Below are 16,533 nucleotides of genomic sequence, written 5' to 3'. Positions count from 1 at the left end.
CGCGGAAAGCACCGCTAAGGAGGCCCACCCCACATGTCAGTGCCGCCGCTACTTCAGAGCCGTCACTTGGCCACCGAGATTCCCGGGCCCGGCTCGGTTCAGCTGGCACACCGGCGCGCGACCGCCGTGGCACGCGGGGTGGGCAGCACGCTGCCGGTGTACGCGGCTCGGGCCGGCGGCGGCATCGTGGAAGACGTCGACGGCAATCGACTGATCGACCTGGGCTCGGGGATCGCGGTGACCACCGTGGGCAACGCCGCGCCCCGGGTGGTGGACGCGGTGCAGCAGCAGGTCGCCGAGTTCACCCACACCTGTTTCATGGTGACGCCCTACGAGGGCTATGTGGCCGTCGCTGAAGCACTGAACCGGATCACCCCGGGTCAGTTCGAGAAGCGGTCGGTGCTGCTCAACTCCGGCGCCGAGGCCCTGGAGAACGCCGTCAAGATCGCCCGGTCCTACACGCACAAAACCGCGGTGGCGGCGTTCGACCACGGCTACCACGGCCGTACCAATCTGACGATGGCGCTCACCGCTAAGTCCATGCCCTACAAGAGCGGATTCGGCCCGTTCGCCCCCGACATCTATCGCGCGCCGGCGTCCTACCCCTACCGCGACAGTCTGATCGACAAAGAGCTGGGCAGCGACGGGGAACGGGCCGCCGATCGGGCGATCGGCATCCTGGAGAACCAGATCGGCGCCCACAATCTGGCCGCGCTGGTGATCGAACCGATCCAGGGCGAAGGCGGATTCATCGTCCCGGCACCCGGCTTTCTGCCCGCATTGCTGGCCTGGTGCCGCGACAACGACGTGGTTTTCGTCGCCGACGAGGTACAGACGGGCTTCGCGCGAACGGGGGCGATGTTCGCCTGTGACCATGAGGGCCCGACCGGGATGGCACCGGATCTGATCTGCACCGCCAAGGGCATCGGCGGGGGCCTGCCGTTGGCGGCGGTGACGGGGCGCGCCGACATCATGGACGCCCCGCATGTCAGCGGGCTGGGCGGCACCTTCGGTGGCAACCCGGTGGCCTGCGCCGCAGCGTTGGGGGCATTGGCCGCCGTCGAGGCGGACGACCTGGTGGGCCGGGCCCGGCAGATCGAGCGACTGGTCTTCGAACGGCTGGGCCGGCTGCAGGCCGACGACGACCGCATCGGCGATGTGCGAGGCCGCGGCGCCATGATCGCCGTCGAGCTGGTGCGGCCCGACACGAGCGAGCCCGACCCGGCCCTGACCAGCGCCCTGGCGGCGGCATGTCATCGGGCGGGTGTGATTGTGTTGACCTGCGGAACGTTCGGCAATGTGGTGCGGCTGTTGCCGCCGTTGACCATCAGCGACGCGCTGCTCTCGGAAGGTTTGGACGTGCTGGCTGCCGAGTTGGGCAAGCTGTAGCCCGACCTACTCGAACAACCCCTGTTGGCCCAATCCCCCGGCCCCCGCCGGCGGCACCATGCCCAGGTGCGTCCATGCTGCCGGCGTCGCGACGCGCCCCCGAGGAGTGCGCGCGACCATCCCGGCGCGTACCAGGAACGGCTCGCAGACCTCTTCGACGGTGGCAGCTTCCTCCCCCACCGCAACCGCCAGCGTGGAGACCCCGACCGGGCCGCCGCCGAAGCTTCGGGTAAGCGCCGAGAGCACCGCGCGGTCCAGCCTGTCCAGGCCCAGCTCATCGACGTCATAGACCGCCAGTGCGGCTTTCGCAACGTCGCGGGTGATCACCCCGTCGGCACGGACCTCGGCGTAGTCACGCACCCGGCGCAGCAATCGGTTGGCGATACGCGGCGTACCGCGGGAGCGCCGCGCGACCTCTGCCGCTGCTTCGGTCCCCAGTTCGATCCCGAGGATCTTCGCCGAGCGTGCCAGCACCCGCTGCAGTTCGGCCGGCTCGTAGAAGTCCATGTGCGCGGTGAAGCCGAACCGGTCGCGCAGCGGGCCGGTCAGCGCACCGGAACGGGTCGTGGCTCCGACTAGGGTGAACGGTGCCACCTCCAGCGGAATCGACGTCGCCCCAGGGCCTTTCCCGACGACCACGTCGACCCGGAAGTCCTCCATCGCCAGGTAGAGCATCTCCTCGGCCGGCCGGGCGATACGGTGGATCTCGTCGATGAACAGCACGTCGTGCTCGACCAGATTCGACAACATCGCGGCCAGGTCCCCCGCACGTTCGAGCGCCGGCCCGGAGGTGACCCGCAACGAGCTGCCCAGTTCGCTGGCGATGATCATCGCCAGCGACGTCTTGCCCAGCCCTGGGGGGCCGGACAGCAAGATGTGATCGGGTGTGCCGCCGCGGTTCTTGGCGCCCTCGATCACCAGCTGCAACTGCTCGCGTACCCGCGGCTGCCCGATGAACTCGGCCAGACTGCGTGGACGCAGCCCGGCGTCGATGTCTCCCTCGCCGACCGTCAGGGCCGGCGACACCTCACGGTCTTCACGATCGCCGGGCTCACCGGATTGGCTCACTTGGTCTTCCCCAGTCGGCTCAGCGCGGTACGCAGCACTTCGGAGGTGGTCGCGTCGGGAGCGTCGGCCAACACCTTGTCGGTGGTCTCTTCGGCCTGCTTGGCGGCAAAACCGAGACCGATCAAGGCTTCGATCACTGGAGCGCGCACCGCGTGGCCGCCGAACACGGCGCCGTCGGATGCGGTCGCCGCACCAATCTTGTCGCGCAGTTCCAGCACCAGCCGCTCGGCCCCGCGCTTGCCGATCCCGGGCACCCGGGTCAATGCGGTGACGTCCCCGTCGCCGAGCGCCCGGCGCAGGGTGGCCGCGTCATAGACCGCCAGAGTCGCCAGGGCGATCTTGGGTCCGATGCCCGAGACCCCGATCAGCGTGAGGAACAGATCGCGTGCCTCACCGTCGGGGAATCCGTAGAGGGTCATCGAGTCTTCACGCACGATCATCGCGGTGATCAACCGGGATTCGCTGCCGCGGCGCAGCGTCGACAGGGTCGCCGGCGTGGCCATCAGCTTGTAGCCGACCCCGGCCGCCTCGACCACGGCATGGTCCAACGCGATATCGATGACCTCGCCACGTACCGACGCGATCATGCCCGGGCCGCCTTGAGCTTGGCGGTGTACTTGCGCCGCTGTTCGGCCGCCAGTGCCTCGGCTGCGGCCATTCGGGCGATCATCGGGGCCCGCCAGCAATGACAGATCGCGAGCGCCAGCGCATCTGCGGCGTCGGCGGGAGTCGGCTTCTGCTGCAGCCCCAGGATGCGGGTGATCATCGTCGTCACCTGCGCCTTGTCAGCCGAACCGTTGCCGGTCACCGCCGCTTTGACCTCGCTGGGGGTGTGGAAATGCACGGTGATGCCGCGCCGGGCGGCCTGCAGCGCAATCACGCCGCCGGCCTGCGCGGTGCCCATCACGGTGGAGACGTTCTGCTGGGCGAATACGCGCTCGATCGCGATCACGTCGGGGCGGTGGGTGTCGAGCCAGTGCTCGGCGGTGTCACTGATGGTCAGCAGCCGTTGCGGCAGCGGCTGATCGGCCGGGGTGCGCACCACGTCGACATCCAAAGCGGTGACCTGACGCCCCTGCCCGCCTTCGACCACCGACAGACCGCACCGCGTCAGTCCAGGGTCGACGCCCATCACCCGCATCGGAATCCTCTCCAGTACCGAACAACTGTTCGACAGTCTAGAGGGGACAGGCGACACCGGCGGGCGCGACACGCTGCCGCCGCGCCCTGTCCCCCGGCCCGATCATCACGCGACGGTGATCCGGCCGCTGTCCGCGGCGGTCTGCAGCGCCTGGTAGTCGCACTGGTTCTGTTCGGCGTACGCCAAGGCGAACCGGGTCAGTGCCCGGTCGGCGTTATCTCCCTTGCCGAGATAGGCCGCGATCGCGACCCGGTCGCCAGAACGACTGTGCGCCCGGGCAAGCGCATGCCCGCATGCCTGCACATAGGCGGTCAGCACTTTGGGGCTCATCGATTCGACGTCGGCGGATCCCTTCATGTCCCAGAGTTGACGCACGTAGTAGTCGCCATGGTGCCCGTCGGGGCCGATGGCGTGCAGCCAGCCCAGCAGGACGTCGCTGGTGGCTTGCATCAGCCGCTGCCCTGCCACGACGCGCTCACCGGCGTTGGCGTATCGGCTGCGCTTGAGGTGGGCCTCCAACACCGAGGTGCGTGCCTCTTTGACTTGCATGAGCAGCGGGTCTCCGCGGCCGACGCCCTCAAGCAGCACGATCCAGGTGCGGGTTCCGACGCTGCCGACACCGACCACCTTGCGGGCCACCTCCACGTACCGGTATCGCCGTGCAAGCACCCGCCGGTCGTCGGGAAGGCTGGAAACGTAGTCCTTGATCAGTTTCCGCATGTACTTGTTGTAGAGCTGCGCCACGGTGTCACTGACCAAGTCACCGGCCGGCACGATCAGGGGCGGATCGCTGATCAGGCGCAGGCGGCCGTTGTGCGACCAGGTGAGTTTGTCGACGGCCTGCTGCCGTCCGCGGGAAAGCGCACCGACCGCGGTACGCCGGATCGCCTTGGCGTAGACCGGTTCCACGGCGGCCAGCAGTTCGGAGTCGATGACCGATTGCGCGTACCAGACATCGAGCTCGCCGAGCCGGGCCAGTTCACGCATCTGAGTGCGGTAAGCCTCGGCGCAGGCCGATACAACCGATTCTTGCTTGGCGCGGCCGAATCCCCTGCTGTGGCATAGGACCGCGGCACTGGCCACCAACCGCTTAACGTCCCACTCCCACGGTCCGGGCAGCGTCTCATCGAAATCATTGAGGTCGAACATCAGCTGCCGCTCCGGGGAGGCGAACATCCCGAAGTTCGACAGGTGCGCATCCCCGCACAACTGTGCCTGTAGTCCAGTGTGCGGGCCGGCGGCGAGGTCGGCGGCCATGATCACCGCCGAGCCCCTGAAGAAGGCATACGGCGACGCCAACATGCGGGCGTATCGGATCGGCACCAGCTCCGGTACTCGAGTCCTGGATTGCGATTCCAGCAGCGCTACCGGGTCCAGGCGTCGCGGCGACGGCACATACTCCCCGAGCCCGGACCGCGGCAGCGCCTTCCGTCGGGACCTGCCGAACTCTTGCCGCTCGCTCGCCGACACGGCGTCAGTTTAGAACCGTTGTTCGGCTAGACCACCCGCAAACCAGCGGGCACGGCCCGCGGGTCGCGCCAGAACGCGTCGTGGATAAACCGGTTGAACAAGTCCGGCGGCAGTATCGACTCCCGGGGCGTGGCCCGGACCTCGCCGTGCACGGTGTGCAGGCCCGGCGTGCCGGCCCGTTCATCGAAGTCGGTGACGTCGTAATCGACATGGGCGAAGTCGTGGTCGAACATCGGCTCGCCGATGAAGTCGTAGATGGCCCGCATGGTGGTCGCCGGGTCGGTCGTCAACGTCTCGTACTGCACGACCAGCAGCCGGTCCCGCTCCGCGCCGTAACAAGCCTGTTTGAGCATGTCGTATGGGGCCCCGACCATTCCGTCCTGCGCCACGATCTCGTTGGCGCGGGTGTAGACAGTGCCGCCGGGGTTGAAGCCGAAGATCGACGACGGGGTGAACACGTTGCGCTGGATCAATCGTTCGATGCTGTCGACCACCCACTGCAGCTCGCGTACGCAGGCGATGATCTTGGCGCTCGGGAACAGTCGCGAGACCGCGGGCATCCAGCCGCACCACGCCCGATTGGTGTCGAAGGTGACCTCGGCGTCGCAATCGGCATAAAAACTGTCGAACAGGCCGCGCAAGATCCGTTCCCGCTTCGCGTCGTCGATGAACACCGAGAACTCATTGCGGGCACTCATCTCGCCGAGCAGCGCGCCGAACAGCCCTGCCAATGGACCCGACATCCCGGCCTCAAAGCGCGGGTTCTGCCGCAGTAGCGCGGCCAGCAGGGTCGAACCTGAGCGCGGCAGACCGGAGATGAAATGGATGGTCGACAACGACGTGGCTCCTATTCGGCTTCGAGGACGGCCAGTACTTCGTCGGACAGGTCCACGTTGGTCCACACATTCTGCACGTCGTCGTTGTCCTCTAGAGCCTCGACGAGTTTGAACACCTTGCGAGCACCTTCAACATCAACAGCCACACTCACCGAAGGCTGAAAACTCGCCTCGGCAGAGTCGTAATCGATACCGGCATCCACCAACGCACTACGCACCGCAACCAAATCCCCAGGCTCCGAAATCACCTCGAAGCTCTCCCCCAAGTCATTGACATCCTCAGCACCGGCATCCAGCACCGCCACCAACACGTCGTCCTCGGTCAACCCATTCTTGTCCAAGGTCACCATCCCCTTGCGACTGAACAGATACGCCACCGAACCCGGATCAGCCATCGTCCCGCCGTTACGCGTCATCGCCACCCGCACCTCACTCGCAGCACGATTACGGTTATCGGTCAAACACTCGATCAGCACCGCCACCCCGTTGGGCCCGTAACCCTCGTAGGTGATGGTCTGATAATCAGCCCCGCCGGCTTCCTCACCAGCACCACGCTTACGCGCCCGCTCAATATTGTCGTTGGGAACCGAGCTCTTCTTCGCCTTCTGAATGGCGTCGTACAACGTCGGATTGCCCGACGGATCCCCGCCGCCAACCCGCGCCGCGACCTCGATATTCTTGATCAACCGCGCAAAGTTCTTGCCACGACGAGCGTCAATGACGGCCTTCTTGTGCTTCGTGGTAGCCCACTTGGAATGGCCGCTCATCGGATGCCCTACCTCACTGTTTCTGATGAAAAGTTCGCGCGGTGAGTCTACGCGGGCCCTGGGGAAATACCCGCGCACAATGTCGGGAAAACCGCTGCGGGCTCTCGCCCCTGGACTCAGGCGGCCCACCTAGGCGACTCGGCACTGATTCGGCTCAAATAGATTCCAGCCCGCTGACGCGGTCCGGAGGGGTGTAGCCAGCCGATGTTCCGCAGCGCCGGGATGCCAGCGTCCTCCGGCCGCCGCGATCGTCGATCTGGAGCCGCCACTTCGGGTCGGCGAGACTATCGGGCGCACGCCCGGCCGCGTGTCCGCGCCGACATGCCATGCGACACCCTACCCAGCATCCCGGGGGTTACATTCCGGAATTATCTTGCACCGCCGCGGATTACGCTGACCCGCAAGCGAGCGATTCCACACGAGGCGCGGTCTCGGCGACGATCCGTAGCCATGACATACGGCAACGCGGTGACTGTCGGCCAGGGGGCCGCCGTAAGCAAATCGAGGCGACGCGTATCGGCACCCAAGGGCTGGGCGCAGCCCTGAATCCGTTTGCTCGGCGCGTCGATCCGGCGGTGTGCACAGCCCCGCGGAGGCGTCGGTGCGCGGGCCGAATCTCGATGGATTGCGGCAAGCTGAGCAATCACTGCATCATCGCGCCGGCGCCCGGAACTCCTTAGTCGTCATGGCATCTGCGCACGAACACCGCGGAGCAATCATGGATAACCGGTTCTTCCCGTTGGTCGTTGTGACGGCCATGCTCGCCCTGGGAATGACCCTCACCGTCGCCGACTTCCGGCGAGCCGCTGCGCTGAGGCGCCCGCTGGCGGTCGCCCTGATCTGCCAGGCGATCGTGCTGCCGTCGTTCTGCCTGCTGATCGCCGAAGCATTCGACCTCCCGCCGAAGCTGGCGGTCGGTCTCATGTTGATATCGGCGGTACCCGGTGGCCTGTTGGCCAACGTATTCAGCCACTTGGTCAATGGCGACCTGGCCCTCAACCTCACGCTGACCGGTGTCAATGCCGTGATCTCGATCGCCTCCCTACCGGCGATCCTGGCGTTCTCAATCAGCTGGTTCACCGGCGAAGGCAGGAGCATCCCGCTGCAGCTGGACAAGTTCGTCGCAGTAGTCGGACTGGTCCTCATTCCCACCGCAATCGGTGTCGCCATTCGCGAACGCGTCCCCGAGCTGGCCCGTCGCCTGAAACGGCCGGTGCGGGTCGCCGCGGCCACGCTGCTGGTCGCGATCTCCATCGCGGCGATCGTCGGGGGGCAATCGACACTGCTCAACAACCTCGGCACGCTCACCGGAGCCGTCGCGTCCTTCGCCACTGTCAGCTTGACCGTCGGCTACCTCGTGCCCCGGTGGATGAAACTCGCTCCGCGGCAGGCGATTGCCATCAGCCTCGAAATCGGGATGCACAACGCGATGGTGGCCACCGCGATAGCCCTGAGTCCGCAACTCCTCGACAGCGCCGAAATCGGCACTGTGCCGGCGCTGTACGGCGTCATCGCGCCCGTTATCGCCCTGCTGCTCGTCGTGACAGTCCGCCGCTTCGACCCCGCCTACCGCTCGGACCGCCGGTCCGGCGCTACGGCCGTAGCCGGCCAAGCGGTGGCCGGCTAGGCCGCCGCAGCGAGCCGTGATCACCCCTTGATCAGGCGAATTTCCCTCTGCACCTTGCGATCCACAAGATCGCTCAATAATGTTCTCAACAGATGTAGTCACTTGACTACATGCAGGTCATAGCGAAAGGCGACACCGAGATGAGCCAGCCCCAGCGCCCGCCACAGGACGCGCCCAATGTCGTGGTGATCCTGCTCGACGACCTCGGTTTCGCTCAATTCGGCTGCTACGGCTCCGATATCTCGACACCGCACATCGACCGGCTGGCCGCCGGAGGACTGCGCTACAACCGCTTTCACGTGACTGCCCTGTGCTCGCCGACTCGGGCGGCACTGCTGACCGGTCGCAACCACCACGCAGTCGGCATGGGGTTCCTCGCCGATCTGCCCACCACTCATCCCGGCTACACCGCGCACATTCCTCGCTCGGCGGCCACCCTGCCACGAATCCTGCGCGACGCGGGATGGAGCACGCTGGCGACCGGCAAATGGCATCTGGTGCCGCGCGGCGAACGTGGCGGAGCAGGACCTTACAACCAATGGCCGCTGGGGCAGGGGTTCGAGCGCTACTACGGATTCCTCCGGGGCGACGCCAACCAATGGGCGCCGGAACTGGTGCGCGACAACTCGTTCGTCGAGGCACCAGCCCGGCCCGACGAGGGCTACCACCTGACCGAAGACCTGGCCGACGAAGCGATTCGGATGGTGCTCAGTCAACAGGCCAGCGCCCCCGGCAAGCCGTTCTTCCTGTACTTCACCCCGGGAGCGATGCACTCACCGCACCACGTGGAGCGCTCATGGGCCGACGCCTACGCCGGCAAGTTCGACGTCGGATGGGATCGATGGCGCGACCAACTGTTCGCTCGTCAAGTGGAGTCCGGCGTCGTCCCGGCTACTACGGCCCTGACTCCCCGGCCGCCCTGGGTGCCGGCCTGGGATGACCTCGGCGTGGACGAGCGTCGACTGTATGCCCGCATGCACGAGGTTTACGCCGGATTCCTCAGCCACACCGACGCACAGATCGGCCGGGTGGTCGACATCCTCGAACGCATTGGGGTGCTTGACAACACCTTGATTCTGTTGATGTCCGACAACGGCGCCAGCGCCGAGGGCGGCGTGTCCGGAACCGTCAACGAGCATCGGTTCACCCATCGGGTGCGCGACGATCTCGCCGAGAACCTCGCGCAGCTCGATGACTGGGGCGGACCGCTGACCTATCCGCACTACGCGTGGGGCTGGGCATGGGCCGGCAATACGCCGTTTCGGTTGTGGAAGCGCTACACGTGGCTGGGCGGTACCCGGGTTCCGTTCATCGCGCACTGGCCCAAGGGGATTGGCGAGGGCGGTGGCGTTCGTGGGCAGTTCGCCCATGCGATCGACGTCCTTCCGACCGTCCTCGATGCGTGCGGAGTAGCCGTCCCGGAGACCGTCGACGGGATCGCACAGCAGCCCGTTCAGGGGGCCAGCCTGCTGCCCTCGTTCACCGATCCTGCGGCACCCAACCCGCGTTCGGTGCAGTACTTCGAGATGATGGGTTCGCGGGCGATCTTCGCCGACGGCTGGAAAGCCACCACCGACCACGTTCCGGTCGGCGTGATGGACGAGGACCTGCTGCTGACCGGTAGCCGCGACTTCGACACCGACCGGTGGTCGCTGTTCCGCCTCGACGAGGACTTCTCGGAGTTCCACGATCTCGCAGACCAACATCCCGAGGTCGTCGCACAACTGTCCGAACAGTGGTCCAACGAAGCTGCCGCGAACAATGTTCTGCCGCTGCTTGACTCACTGATCGGGCGGCTGACGGCCGCAGCCCAGCCGCAGTATCCGGTCGGCCTCAAGGTCACGCTCTATCCACAAGCCGGCCCAGTGCTCGACGAGGCGCTGCCGATGTTGGCCGGCGGAGGTCACATCCTCGCCGATGTGGAGGTGTCGCCGGAGGAGCCGCCCAGTGGGGTGTTGTTCGCCATCGGCGACCGCAACGGAGGCCTGGCCGGCTACGTCGTCGACGGCAGGCTCCACGTCGCCGTGGCCTTGCCCAGTGGCCCCCTGCAGCTGCGGTCCGAACAGCAACTGCCTGCGGGGCGCCACCTCGTCGGTTGCGTGCTACGGCTGGAGTCCGGCGGCGTCGCCATCGACGCGGTGGTCGACGACTCCGTAGTCGCGACCGCCGCGACCGACCATGCGCTTCCGTTCATCTGGCAGCACGGGGGCACACACCTCACCCTCGGCTACGACCGCGGCCTGCCGGTTGCCGATGACTACCAGCCCCCGTTCCCCTGGAATGGCGCTCTGCATGCGGTCCACGTACAGGCCGGGCAAGCCGAGCTCGACCAGATCGACGCGTTGCGCATCGCCCTGCAATCCGATTAGTCACCGGCGAAGGCGAATTGGAAGCCACTGAGGATGGCGTGTTTTTCACTCACGTAGGCCGGGTTACTGGTATCGAAAGCCTGAACGGTAACCATGGCCGCCCAGAGTTTGCCGTCGCTGTCCCGACCCGCAACGATCAGGCAGGTTGCCTGGTGATTGGCCAGGCCCATGTCGTAGGTAAGCGTCACGGCGGGGTAGCCGCAAACTGTGCTGGGGATGCGGTCAACAAGGACGCCAACCTTTGATAACCCCTGGATTTCCCAATCGAGTGCTTCTTGCGGAGTTCCGACGGTTCCGGTCAGGTTCTCCAGTGTCACAACGGCGTTAGGCTGGTTACGGTTGGCCTCAATTCCCGGTCCTTGCATCACCGTCCGAACTGCTGGCGGCCTCGGCGTGGGGTCGAAGCGCCAGCCGGGCGGTTGGGGCAGCGCCAGCCTGGGCTCGTCGGCAGTGCGGTGGTCGAGGTTGGCGAGCGGCACCGCGCTCGGGCTGCATCTGCTCGACAACGAGCTGTCAGACCCTCCGCTCATTGAGGGATGAGATGACTCGGCCTCATGGCCGCGGCGATTCACAATCAGCGCAGCGGCGACCAGCGCAGCGGCGATCAGGGCAATGGCCATAACGAGAGCGGCGGCAGCAATGGCCACTGGAAGCCATGGGCGTGCGGGCGGGGTGGCAGCGTCACTTGCCGGCTGCTCTGGCGGTTCCTCGAAGAATGGCCCTTGGCTGCCGGATGTTTGGCTGTCCATCGGCAAAGAATAGCCACCCCCGATTGCCTTCAGACCAGGGCAAGTGATTCGTTGGCCCGCTTGCGTGGTGGCCAGCCGTAGCGACTAGTGAACCTTCGCGGTATTTCGGCCTCTGCATTCGGATTGAATGGACAGAGTCGCCAATGCATTCGACACGGCCCACTCAAGACCAGCTGCTGTTCAGCCCACGGTGGCATCAGCCGGCGAACGCCCGGTGCTGCTCGGCCACCGGAGCCGAGTCAATACGTCGCGTTGTGCGACGGCATGGCCGTCGAGCCGCTGTACCGACGACGGGTGCAGCACCGCCAACGACACCCGCTGATTCCCCGGTTGCGGGCTCAGACCGGTTACCGGGACACCCGCGGGCTGGGCGCCGCTGCGGAATGCGGTCGCGAACGCCAGCGTCTGATGGTCGCCGGAGCCGGCGACCTCCAGGGCCGTCCAGGTTTCTGGTGCCGGATAGGACCAGACCTTCGCGAGCACGTCCGGCAAGTCGTGTCCGGGTGCAAGCCGATATGCGGCAAGGTAATCCCCGCCCTCCTGCGCCAACCCGTGCCAGGTCTCGCGGGACTCTCCAACGTCCAGCCTTGGGATGTCGTCGGGCTCGACCGCGATGGCCACCCAGCCGGATTCGCGGAGATGATCGGCAAGGCGGCGTGCCACGACCAGGGCGGTCTGGTGCAGCGGAAGCTCTGGAGAACGCGCCTGCAGCGCCGCGAGATTGTCGACAGCGGCGAACGTCAAGCCGATCCACGTTGTGCGCTCACGCGCACCGGCATGATCACCGACGTCTCGACTGGTGACCCGGACCGCGTCGGCCTGCAGTCCGTAACGGTCCAGGTAGCGGGCGATAAGCGGCAGTGGAAGCAGGTCGGGTTCTTCCTGCGGCGCTGCGACACTCAGCAGCGCGGTGACCCGCGGGTCGGCGACGGGCCTGGTGCCTGTCCGGCGCTCGCCGTGTTTGGGGCTGTTGATCGTTGCCCGGCGTCGCAGAATCGTTGTCAAGGGCAGTCCACGCCACTGCGCCGACAAAGCGACCACGATGACGACGCCAATGCCCAACATCCAGCGCTCGCGCGCCGACTGCCAGGGGTAGGCCGTGGCCGCTGCCACAACGGCCAACAGCACCAGGGTGATTCGCCCCGTACCGGGCAATGCTGATCGGTAGGTACTCACAGGGTGCTCTCCTTTCTACGGCGCGTCACGATTGCGGCGCCCCCGACGGCCAGTGCCAGCGCCGTGGTGCCGCCCAATGCGACGAGCTGCGGCGTGTAGTCCTTCGGTGCCGGTTGCGGCGGCGGGGCTACCCGCTTCGCCGGCTGCGAGCCCGGGACAGATTCGGTGGGTAGCTGCCATGTCAGGGCAGCGACGAGGTCAACGGATCCGGCGCCCAAGATATTCGATGGTGCCCGCGCCGTGTTGTGCGCGGTGGCAGTGATCCGGTGAATCACCTGCGCCGCGTTCAGTTCCGGATATCGGCTCCGGACCAAGGCTGCCAGACCGGCCACGTACCCGGACGCGTAGCCGGTGCCGGCCAGTGGCACCAACTGTTGGCGAGCACCCGGAAGCCCGTTAGCGAGGCCACCATCGTCGCGGTTACTCACCGACACGATGTTCTCGCCCGGCGCGGCGACCCCCACCCAAGGCCCGGCCATCGTGAATTTCGACGGCTGACCGTTGGGCGCCAGCGATGCCACGGACAGCACATAGGGCTGCCAGGACGACGGGATCGACACCGATGCAACGGTCCCCCACCCGCGGGGGTCGTCGGGGCGGCTCAGATCGGTCAGCGGGTTGGACTGGCAACCGGTTCCGCCGCCGGCCGGCCCGGTGGCGCCGCTGTCACCGGCGGCGGCGATCACAACGGCGTCCTTGTCGACCGCCGCATGGCGAATGGCCGCACCGAGTTCGGACTGGTCGACGTTGCGGTCTGCGGGCAGGCAGTGCACTGCCGAGACAGCGATCACTCGCGCACCGAGATCCGCGGCATGCACGATCGCCCGGCTCAGGGCCGTCACGTTGAAGGCCGCCTGCGCCAACTCCGGATCACGGTTGGAGGTTGCCGGTGTGATCTTGGCGGACGTGGCGCGCAGCGACAGCAGCCGTGCCGCCGGTGCGACGCCGGCGAATCCGTCCTCGCCGGGTTGACCGGCGATGAGCCCGGCGATCAGCGTTCCGTGCCCGTCGCAGTCGGTGAGGCCGTCGGTGGTGCCGATGTAATCGCCGGCGGGCTCGACGGCAGGCAGGCGCGGGCCGGGCCGCACCCCGGTGTCGATGACGGCCACCGTTTGGCCGTCGCCGCGGGAGAACTGCCACGCCGCGGGCAGATCAAGCTGTCGCTGCCCGGGAGCGGGAGCCAACACATCCGCCCCGCCGATGAGCCCGGTGATGCTGCACTCGCCGTTCTGCTGGGTAGCTTGCACCGGCCCCGGAGTCCCGCTGGGCGGCACGGCCCCCAGCTCAACGCTCGGCGGGGTGATCGCCAAGACCGGCGGGGATGTCCCCAGCGCCGCGGCCAGGACCACGGCCGCAGCGCCGAGCCGGATCGCCCTGGAGAACTCCGGTGCCGAGCCGATTCGAGAACGGCTCATCGATCGAGGACCCAGGCGAAAATGCCGACCAGGTAGGCGATTACCGGTATCAGCGATGCGTCCAGTCCCGAGGCAAGGAAACCGACCAGCCGGCGCACCGGCAACGAATAGCTGTGCGGATCGGCGACTGCCGGAAACGCGGAGGCCAACATCCATGCTGATACCAGCACGGCAAGCACCGCTACCGCGAGGAGCGCGGCAAGGTAGCGGTTCGTCGCGCCGTAGAACACCAGCAGCGCCACCGTCACCAGGTAAGGCTGGGCCAGCAGCCAGAATTTGCTGGCGGCCGAGTCCCACACCCGTGCACGCAACGCAGCCGCGACCGCATTGGCCACCACCACATACCATCCCCACGCCGGAACCGATTCGGGCTGCGCGGCAATCGCAAACGAACCCAGGGCGCCGAGCAGCACACCACCGGCGACGAATCCGGTTTGGTACTGTTCGCCGGCCTGTACCCGACGCGGCAGGTCCTCCAACACCCGCAGTGATGGTGCGGCCGGGGTCGGATCTCCGGGCGCGGGGATCACCGGTAACGGCAACCGTGCCCACAACGCAGACAGTTGGGGAGCCGAGACGGTGAGCAACAGGGCCAGCACGACCAGCCCACCGCCGATGCTGCGCAGCGGCAGCGGCCACAGCGCCTCGACCGCAGCCGCCAGGGCAACGCCGCTGCCGAACGCGGTTGTCGCCGTGAAGAATCCGAGGTCGCGGCGCGAGCCGATGACGCGAATCAACGACCACGCAGCAATGCCGGCGGCGCCCAACGTGACCTGCGCCGGTCCGAACTGCCCCGGCACCACCAACGCCAGTGCCGCGCCGATCGGCGCCAGCGCCGCGATGGACAACGCCCCGTCATACGGTGGGCGCGCGACCAACGCGGCGAGCACGGCAAGTACGGCGATCGCGCCGGCCGCGAACAGGCCTGCCGGCGCTCCGGTGACCACCCGGTAGGTGACGGCCAGACCCGTTGCCGCCAGGATCAATCCGGCGGCGGCCGCGAGTGCCCCGGTCCCGATGTGCCGCGGCCCCCAAGGCTTGCGCCGGGAGGCCGAGAAGATCACCGCGGCATCCGCGACGTCCTCGACGATGCCGGGCGCCGAGGGCCCGGAAGGCACCGGCTGCAGGGCCAGCAGGTCCCCGTCGACCACGCCGACGGTGTCCAGGCTGGCATCCAGGCTGAACGGTGCGCCGCCGATCGGCGCAAGGCTGAGCCGGTCCGTGCTACCGGCACTGTCTTGAGCCTCGTCGGCAGCGGTTGGCACAACCAAACGCTGGACGGTGGGCAGGATTTCGCGCAGCGGTAGGTCCGCGGGCAGAGCGATCTCCGTCAGCCGGCTCTCGGCCAGCACAGCAATCCGCACGATCGGTATCACAGCGTTGGCCATCACGGGGTCCTCAACTTCAGAAGGGACATGGGTTCTTCTCCTAGCGCGTCAAGGTTTCGCTGAATGTTGGGTTGACTAGTTGTAGGTAGGTGGGTTCGTCGTTGTCGGCTAGTAGGATTGCGCGTCCTGCCGGGAGGCGTCCGAAGCGTTGGCCGCGGATTTTGCCGCTGTCGGCGGGGTTGCCTGAGAGCATCAGGGTGGTGGCTTGTAGGTCGTTGAGCCGGCGCAGTAGTGGGTTGGTCATCAACGCGTGCGCTGAGCCGGTGGCCCGTCCGGTGACGATGACCCGCAATCCGAGATCGCCTGCTTGGGAGAGCAGTTCGATCAGGGTGGTCCACGGCCGCTGCCCGGCATAGGGGCCGGTCAGGGCCGGGGTGTCGGGGATGGCATCAACATCGTCGATGATCAGGTAATGGGTGTGCCCTTCATAGCTCCAGCTGGCCAGATCAGCGGCCGACAATCCTGCCGGGGGCCGGCGTGAGCCGATCAACGCTGAGAGCCCGAGCATGGCCGGGATGACCCGATCCACATTCGCGGTGTACTCATTATCGGGATACAGGGGTTCGTCGACGAGGTGCAGGCGCCGGTCGAGCACGGTGAACGCCACCTGATCGGCCGTGGAGTGATCCCGCACGGTGCGGATGATGTGCCGCAGCAAGGTGGTCTTGCCGGATTTGGCGTCCCCGAGCACCAGCAGCAGCGGGTTGGCGGTGAAGTCCACCTGTACCGGGGCCAGGTCTTCTTCGCGCACCCCGATCACCACATGATCGATGGCGGGATAGGCCACACCGACTTCTTCGGGGGCCAGGTTGGTCGGCAACAACCGCACCGGCGGCGCCGCCAACCCGGGATGGCGGGCATTGATCGCCTCGATCTGGGTCAGATCCGGTGCCGCGATCAGGAAGTGCTCGGCGGCCATCGTCAGACCACGACCCGGCTGGTTGGCCGGCACCGCTTCGGCCGGACGCGTCAGGGCCCCTGCCACCCGCACATTGCTGTCGCGGGCATCATGCAACTTCAGCTCCAGGCGCAGTCCGAGACCGTCGCGCATCGCCAACGGCACTTCCAGCCAGCTCGGCGTGGTCACCACGACATGGATGCCGTAGGCCAGGCCCACGTTGACCAGTTCGGTGACCTT

At 67.0% G+C, this 16,533-nt stretch carries 14 protein-coding genes; 3 read left to right on the top strand and 11 right to left on the bottom strand.

The window, feature by feature from the left end; translation table 11 throughout:
- The first annotated feature begins 39 nt into the window (after positions 1-39).
- Positions 40-1,389 (top strand): 4-aminobutyrate--2-oxoglutarate transaminase, encoded by a 1,350-nt coding sequence (gabT, locus tag ACJH71_RS17385; RefSeq protein WP_406759372.1) that lies wholly within the window; start codon positions 40-42, stop codon positions 1,387-1,389.
- Positions 1,390-1,395: 6 nt separating this feature from the next.
- On the opposite strand, the gene ruvB is transcribed toward gabT, so the two are convergent.
- The 6 genes from ruvB to ACJH71_RS17355 all read right to left on the bottom strand — a co-directional run bounded on the left by ruvB (position 1,396) and on the right by ACJH71_RS17355 (position 6,671).
- Positions 1,396-2,457 carry a Holliday junction branch migration DNA helicase RuvB gene (ruvB, locus tag ACJH71_RS17380; RefSeq protein ID WP_406759244.1) on the bottom strand — a complete coding sequence of 354 codons (1,062 nt, stop codon included), beginning with the start codon at positions 2,455-2,457 and terminating at the stop codon, positions 1,396-1,398.
- Positions 2,454-3,044: a Holliday junction branch migration protein RuvA gene (gene ruvA, locus ACJH71_RS17375; RefSeq protein WP_406759243.1), complete on the bottom strand. Its 591-nt coding sequence runs from the start codon at positions 3,042-3,044 to the stop codon at positions 2,454-2,456. Before ruvA ends, ruvB begins: the two co-directional genes overlap by 4 nt.
- Positions 3,041-3,598 (bottom strand): crossover junction endodeoxyribonuclease RuvC, encoded by a 558-nt coding sequence (gene ruvC, locus ACJH71_RS17370; RefSeq protein ID WP_406759242.1) that lies wholly within the window; start codon positions 3,596-3,598, stop codon positions 3,041-3,043. The genes ruvA and ruvC overlap by 4 nt, the downstream gene beginning before the upstream one ends.
- Before the next feature lie 105 nt (positions 3,599-3,703).
- Positions 3,704-5,068: a DUF2252 domain-containing protein gene (locus ACJH71_RS17365; protein ID WP_406759241.1), complete on the bottom strand. Its 1,365-nt coding sequence runs from the start codon at positions 5,066-5,068 to the stop codon at positions 3,704-3,706.
- 26 nt (positions 5,069-5,094) lie between these two features.
- Complete coding sequence (locus tag ACJH71_RS17360; RefSeq protein WP_406759240.1) at positions 5,095-5,904, bottom strand: sulfotransferase family protein; 810 nt, start codon at positions 5,902-5,904, stop codon at positions 5,095-5,097.
- Positions 5,905-5,915: 11 nt separating this feature from the next.
- Positions 5,916-6,671, bottom strand: coding sequence for a YebC/PmpR family DNA-binding transcriptional regulator (locus ACJH71_RS17355; protein ID WP_406759239.1), 756 nt, complete (start codon positions 6,669-6,671; stop codon positions 5,916-5,918).
- Between the two features lie 685 nt (positions 6,672-7,356).
- On the opposite strand from ACJH71_RS17355, the gene ACJH71_RS17350 reads away from it, so the two are divergent.
- Positions 7,357-8,298 carry a bile acid:sodium symporter family protein gene (locus ACJH71_RS17350; protein WP_406759238.1) on the top strand — a complete coding sequence of 314 codons (942 nt, stop codon included), beginning with the start codon at positions 7,357-7,359 and terminating at the stop codon, positions 8,296-8,298.
- Positions 8,299-8,438: 140 nt separating this feature from the next.
- Positions 8,439-10,667: an arylsulfatase gene (locus ACJH71_RS17345; RefSeq protein WP_406759237.1), complete on the top strand. Its 2,229-nt coding sequence runs from the start codon at positions 8,439-8,441 to the stop codon at positions 10,665-10,667.
- On the opposite strand, the gene ACJH71_RS17340 is transcribed toward ACJH71_RS17345, so the two are convergent.
- The 5 genes from ACJH71_RS17340 to ACJH71_RS17320 form a co-directional block, all read right to left on the bottom strand.
- Positions 10,664-11,416, bottom strand: a complete 753-nt coding sequence (locus ACJH71_RS17340; RefSeq protein WP_406759236.1) for an LpqN/LpqT family lipoprotein — start codon at positions 11,414-11,416, stop codon at positions 10,664-10,666. The genes ACJH71_RS17345 and ACJH71_RS17340 overlap by 4 nt on opposite strands.
- A gap of 180 nt (positions 11,417-11,596) precedes the next feature.
- The gene (gene eccE / locus ACJH71_RS17335; protein WP_406759235.1) at positions 11,597-12,592 is read right to left on the bottom strand and encodes a type VII secretion protein EccE; all 996 of its coding nucleotides are present in this window, start codon (positions 12,590-12,592) and stop codon (positions 11,597-11,599) included.
- Positions 12,589-14,007: a type VII secretion-associated serine protease mycosin gene (gene mycP / locus ACJH71_RS17330; protein ID WP_406759234.1), complete on the bottom strand. Its 1,419-nt coding sequence runs from the start codon at positions 14,005-14,007 to the stop codon at positions 12,589-12,591. The genes eccE and mycP overlap by 4 nt, the downstream gene beginning before the upstream one ends.
- The gene (gene eccD / locus ACJH71_RS17325) at positions 14,004-15,395 is read right to left on the bottom strand and encodes a type VII secretion integral membrane protein EccD (protein ID WP_406759233.1); all 1,392 of its coding nucleotides are present in this window, start codon (positions 15,393-15,395) and stop codon (positions 14,004-14,006) included. The genes mycP and eccD overlap by 4 nt, the downstream gene beginning before the upstream one ends.
- A 40-nt stretch (positions 15,396-15,435) precedes the next feature.
- The coding region (locus ACJH71_RS17320; RefSeq protein ID WP_406759232.1) for an FtsK/SpoIIIE domain-containing protein at positions 15,436-16,533 on the bottom strand (1,098 nt) is incomplete at its 5' end.

Origin of the sequence: Mycobacterium sp. SMC-15, from assembly GCF_045310925.1 — a bacterium.
Taxonomy (GTDB): domain Bacteria; phylum Actinomycetota; class Actinomycetes; order Mycobacteriales; family Mycobacteriaceae; genus Mycobacterium.
The sequence above is the reverse complement of the archived record's forward strand: the minus strand, read 5'-3'. Positions and strand labels throughout refer to the sequence as shown.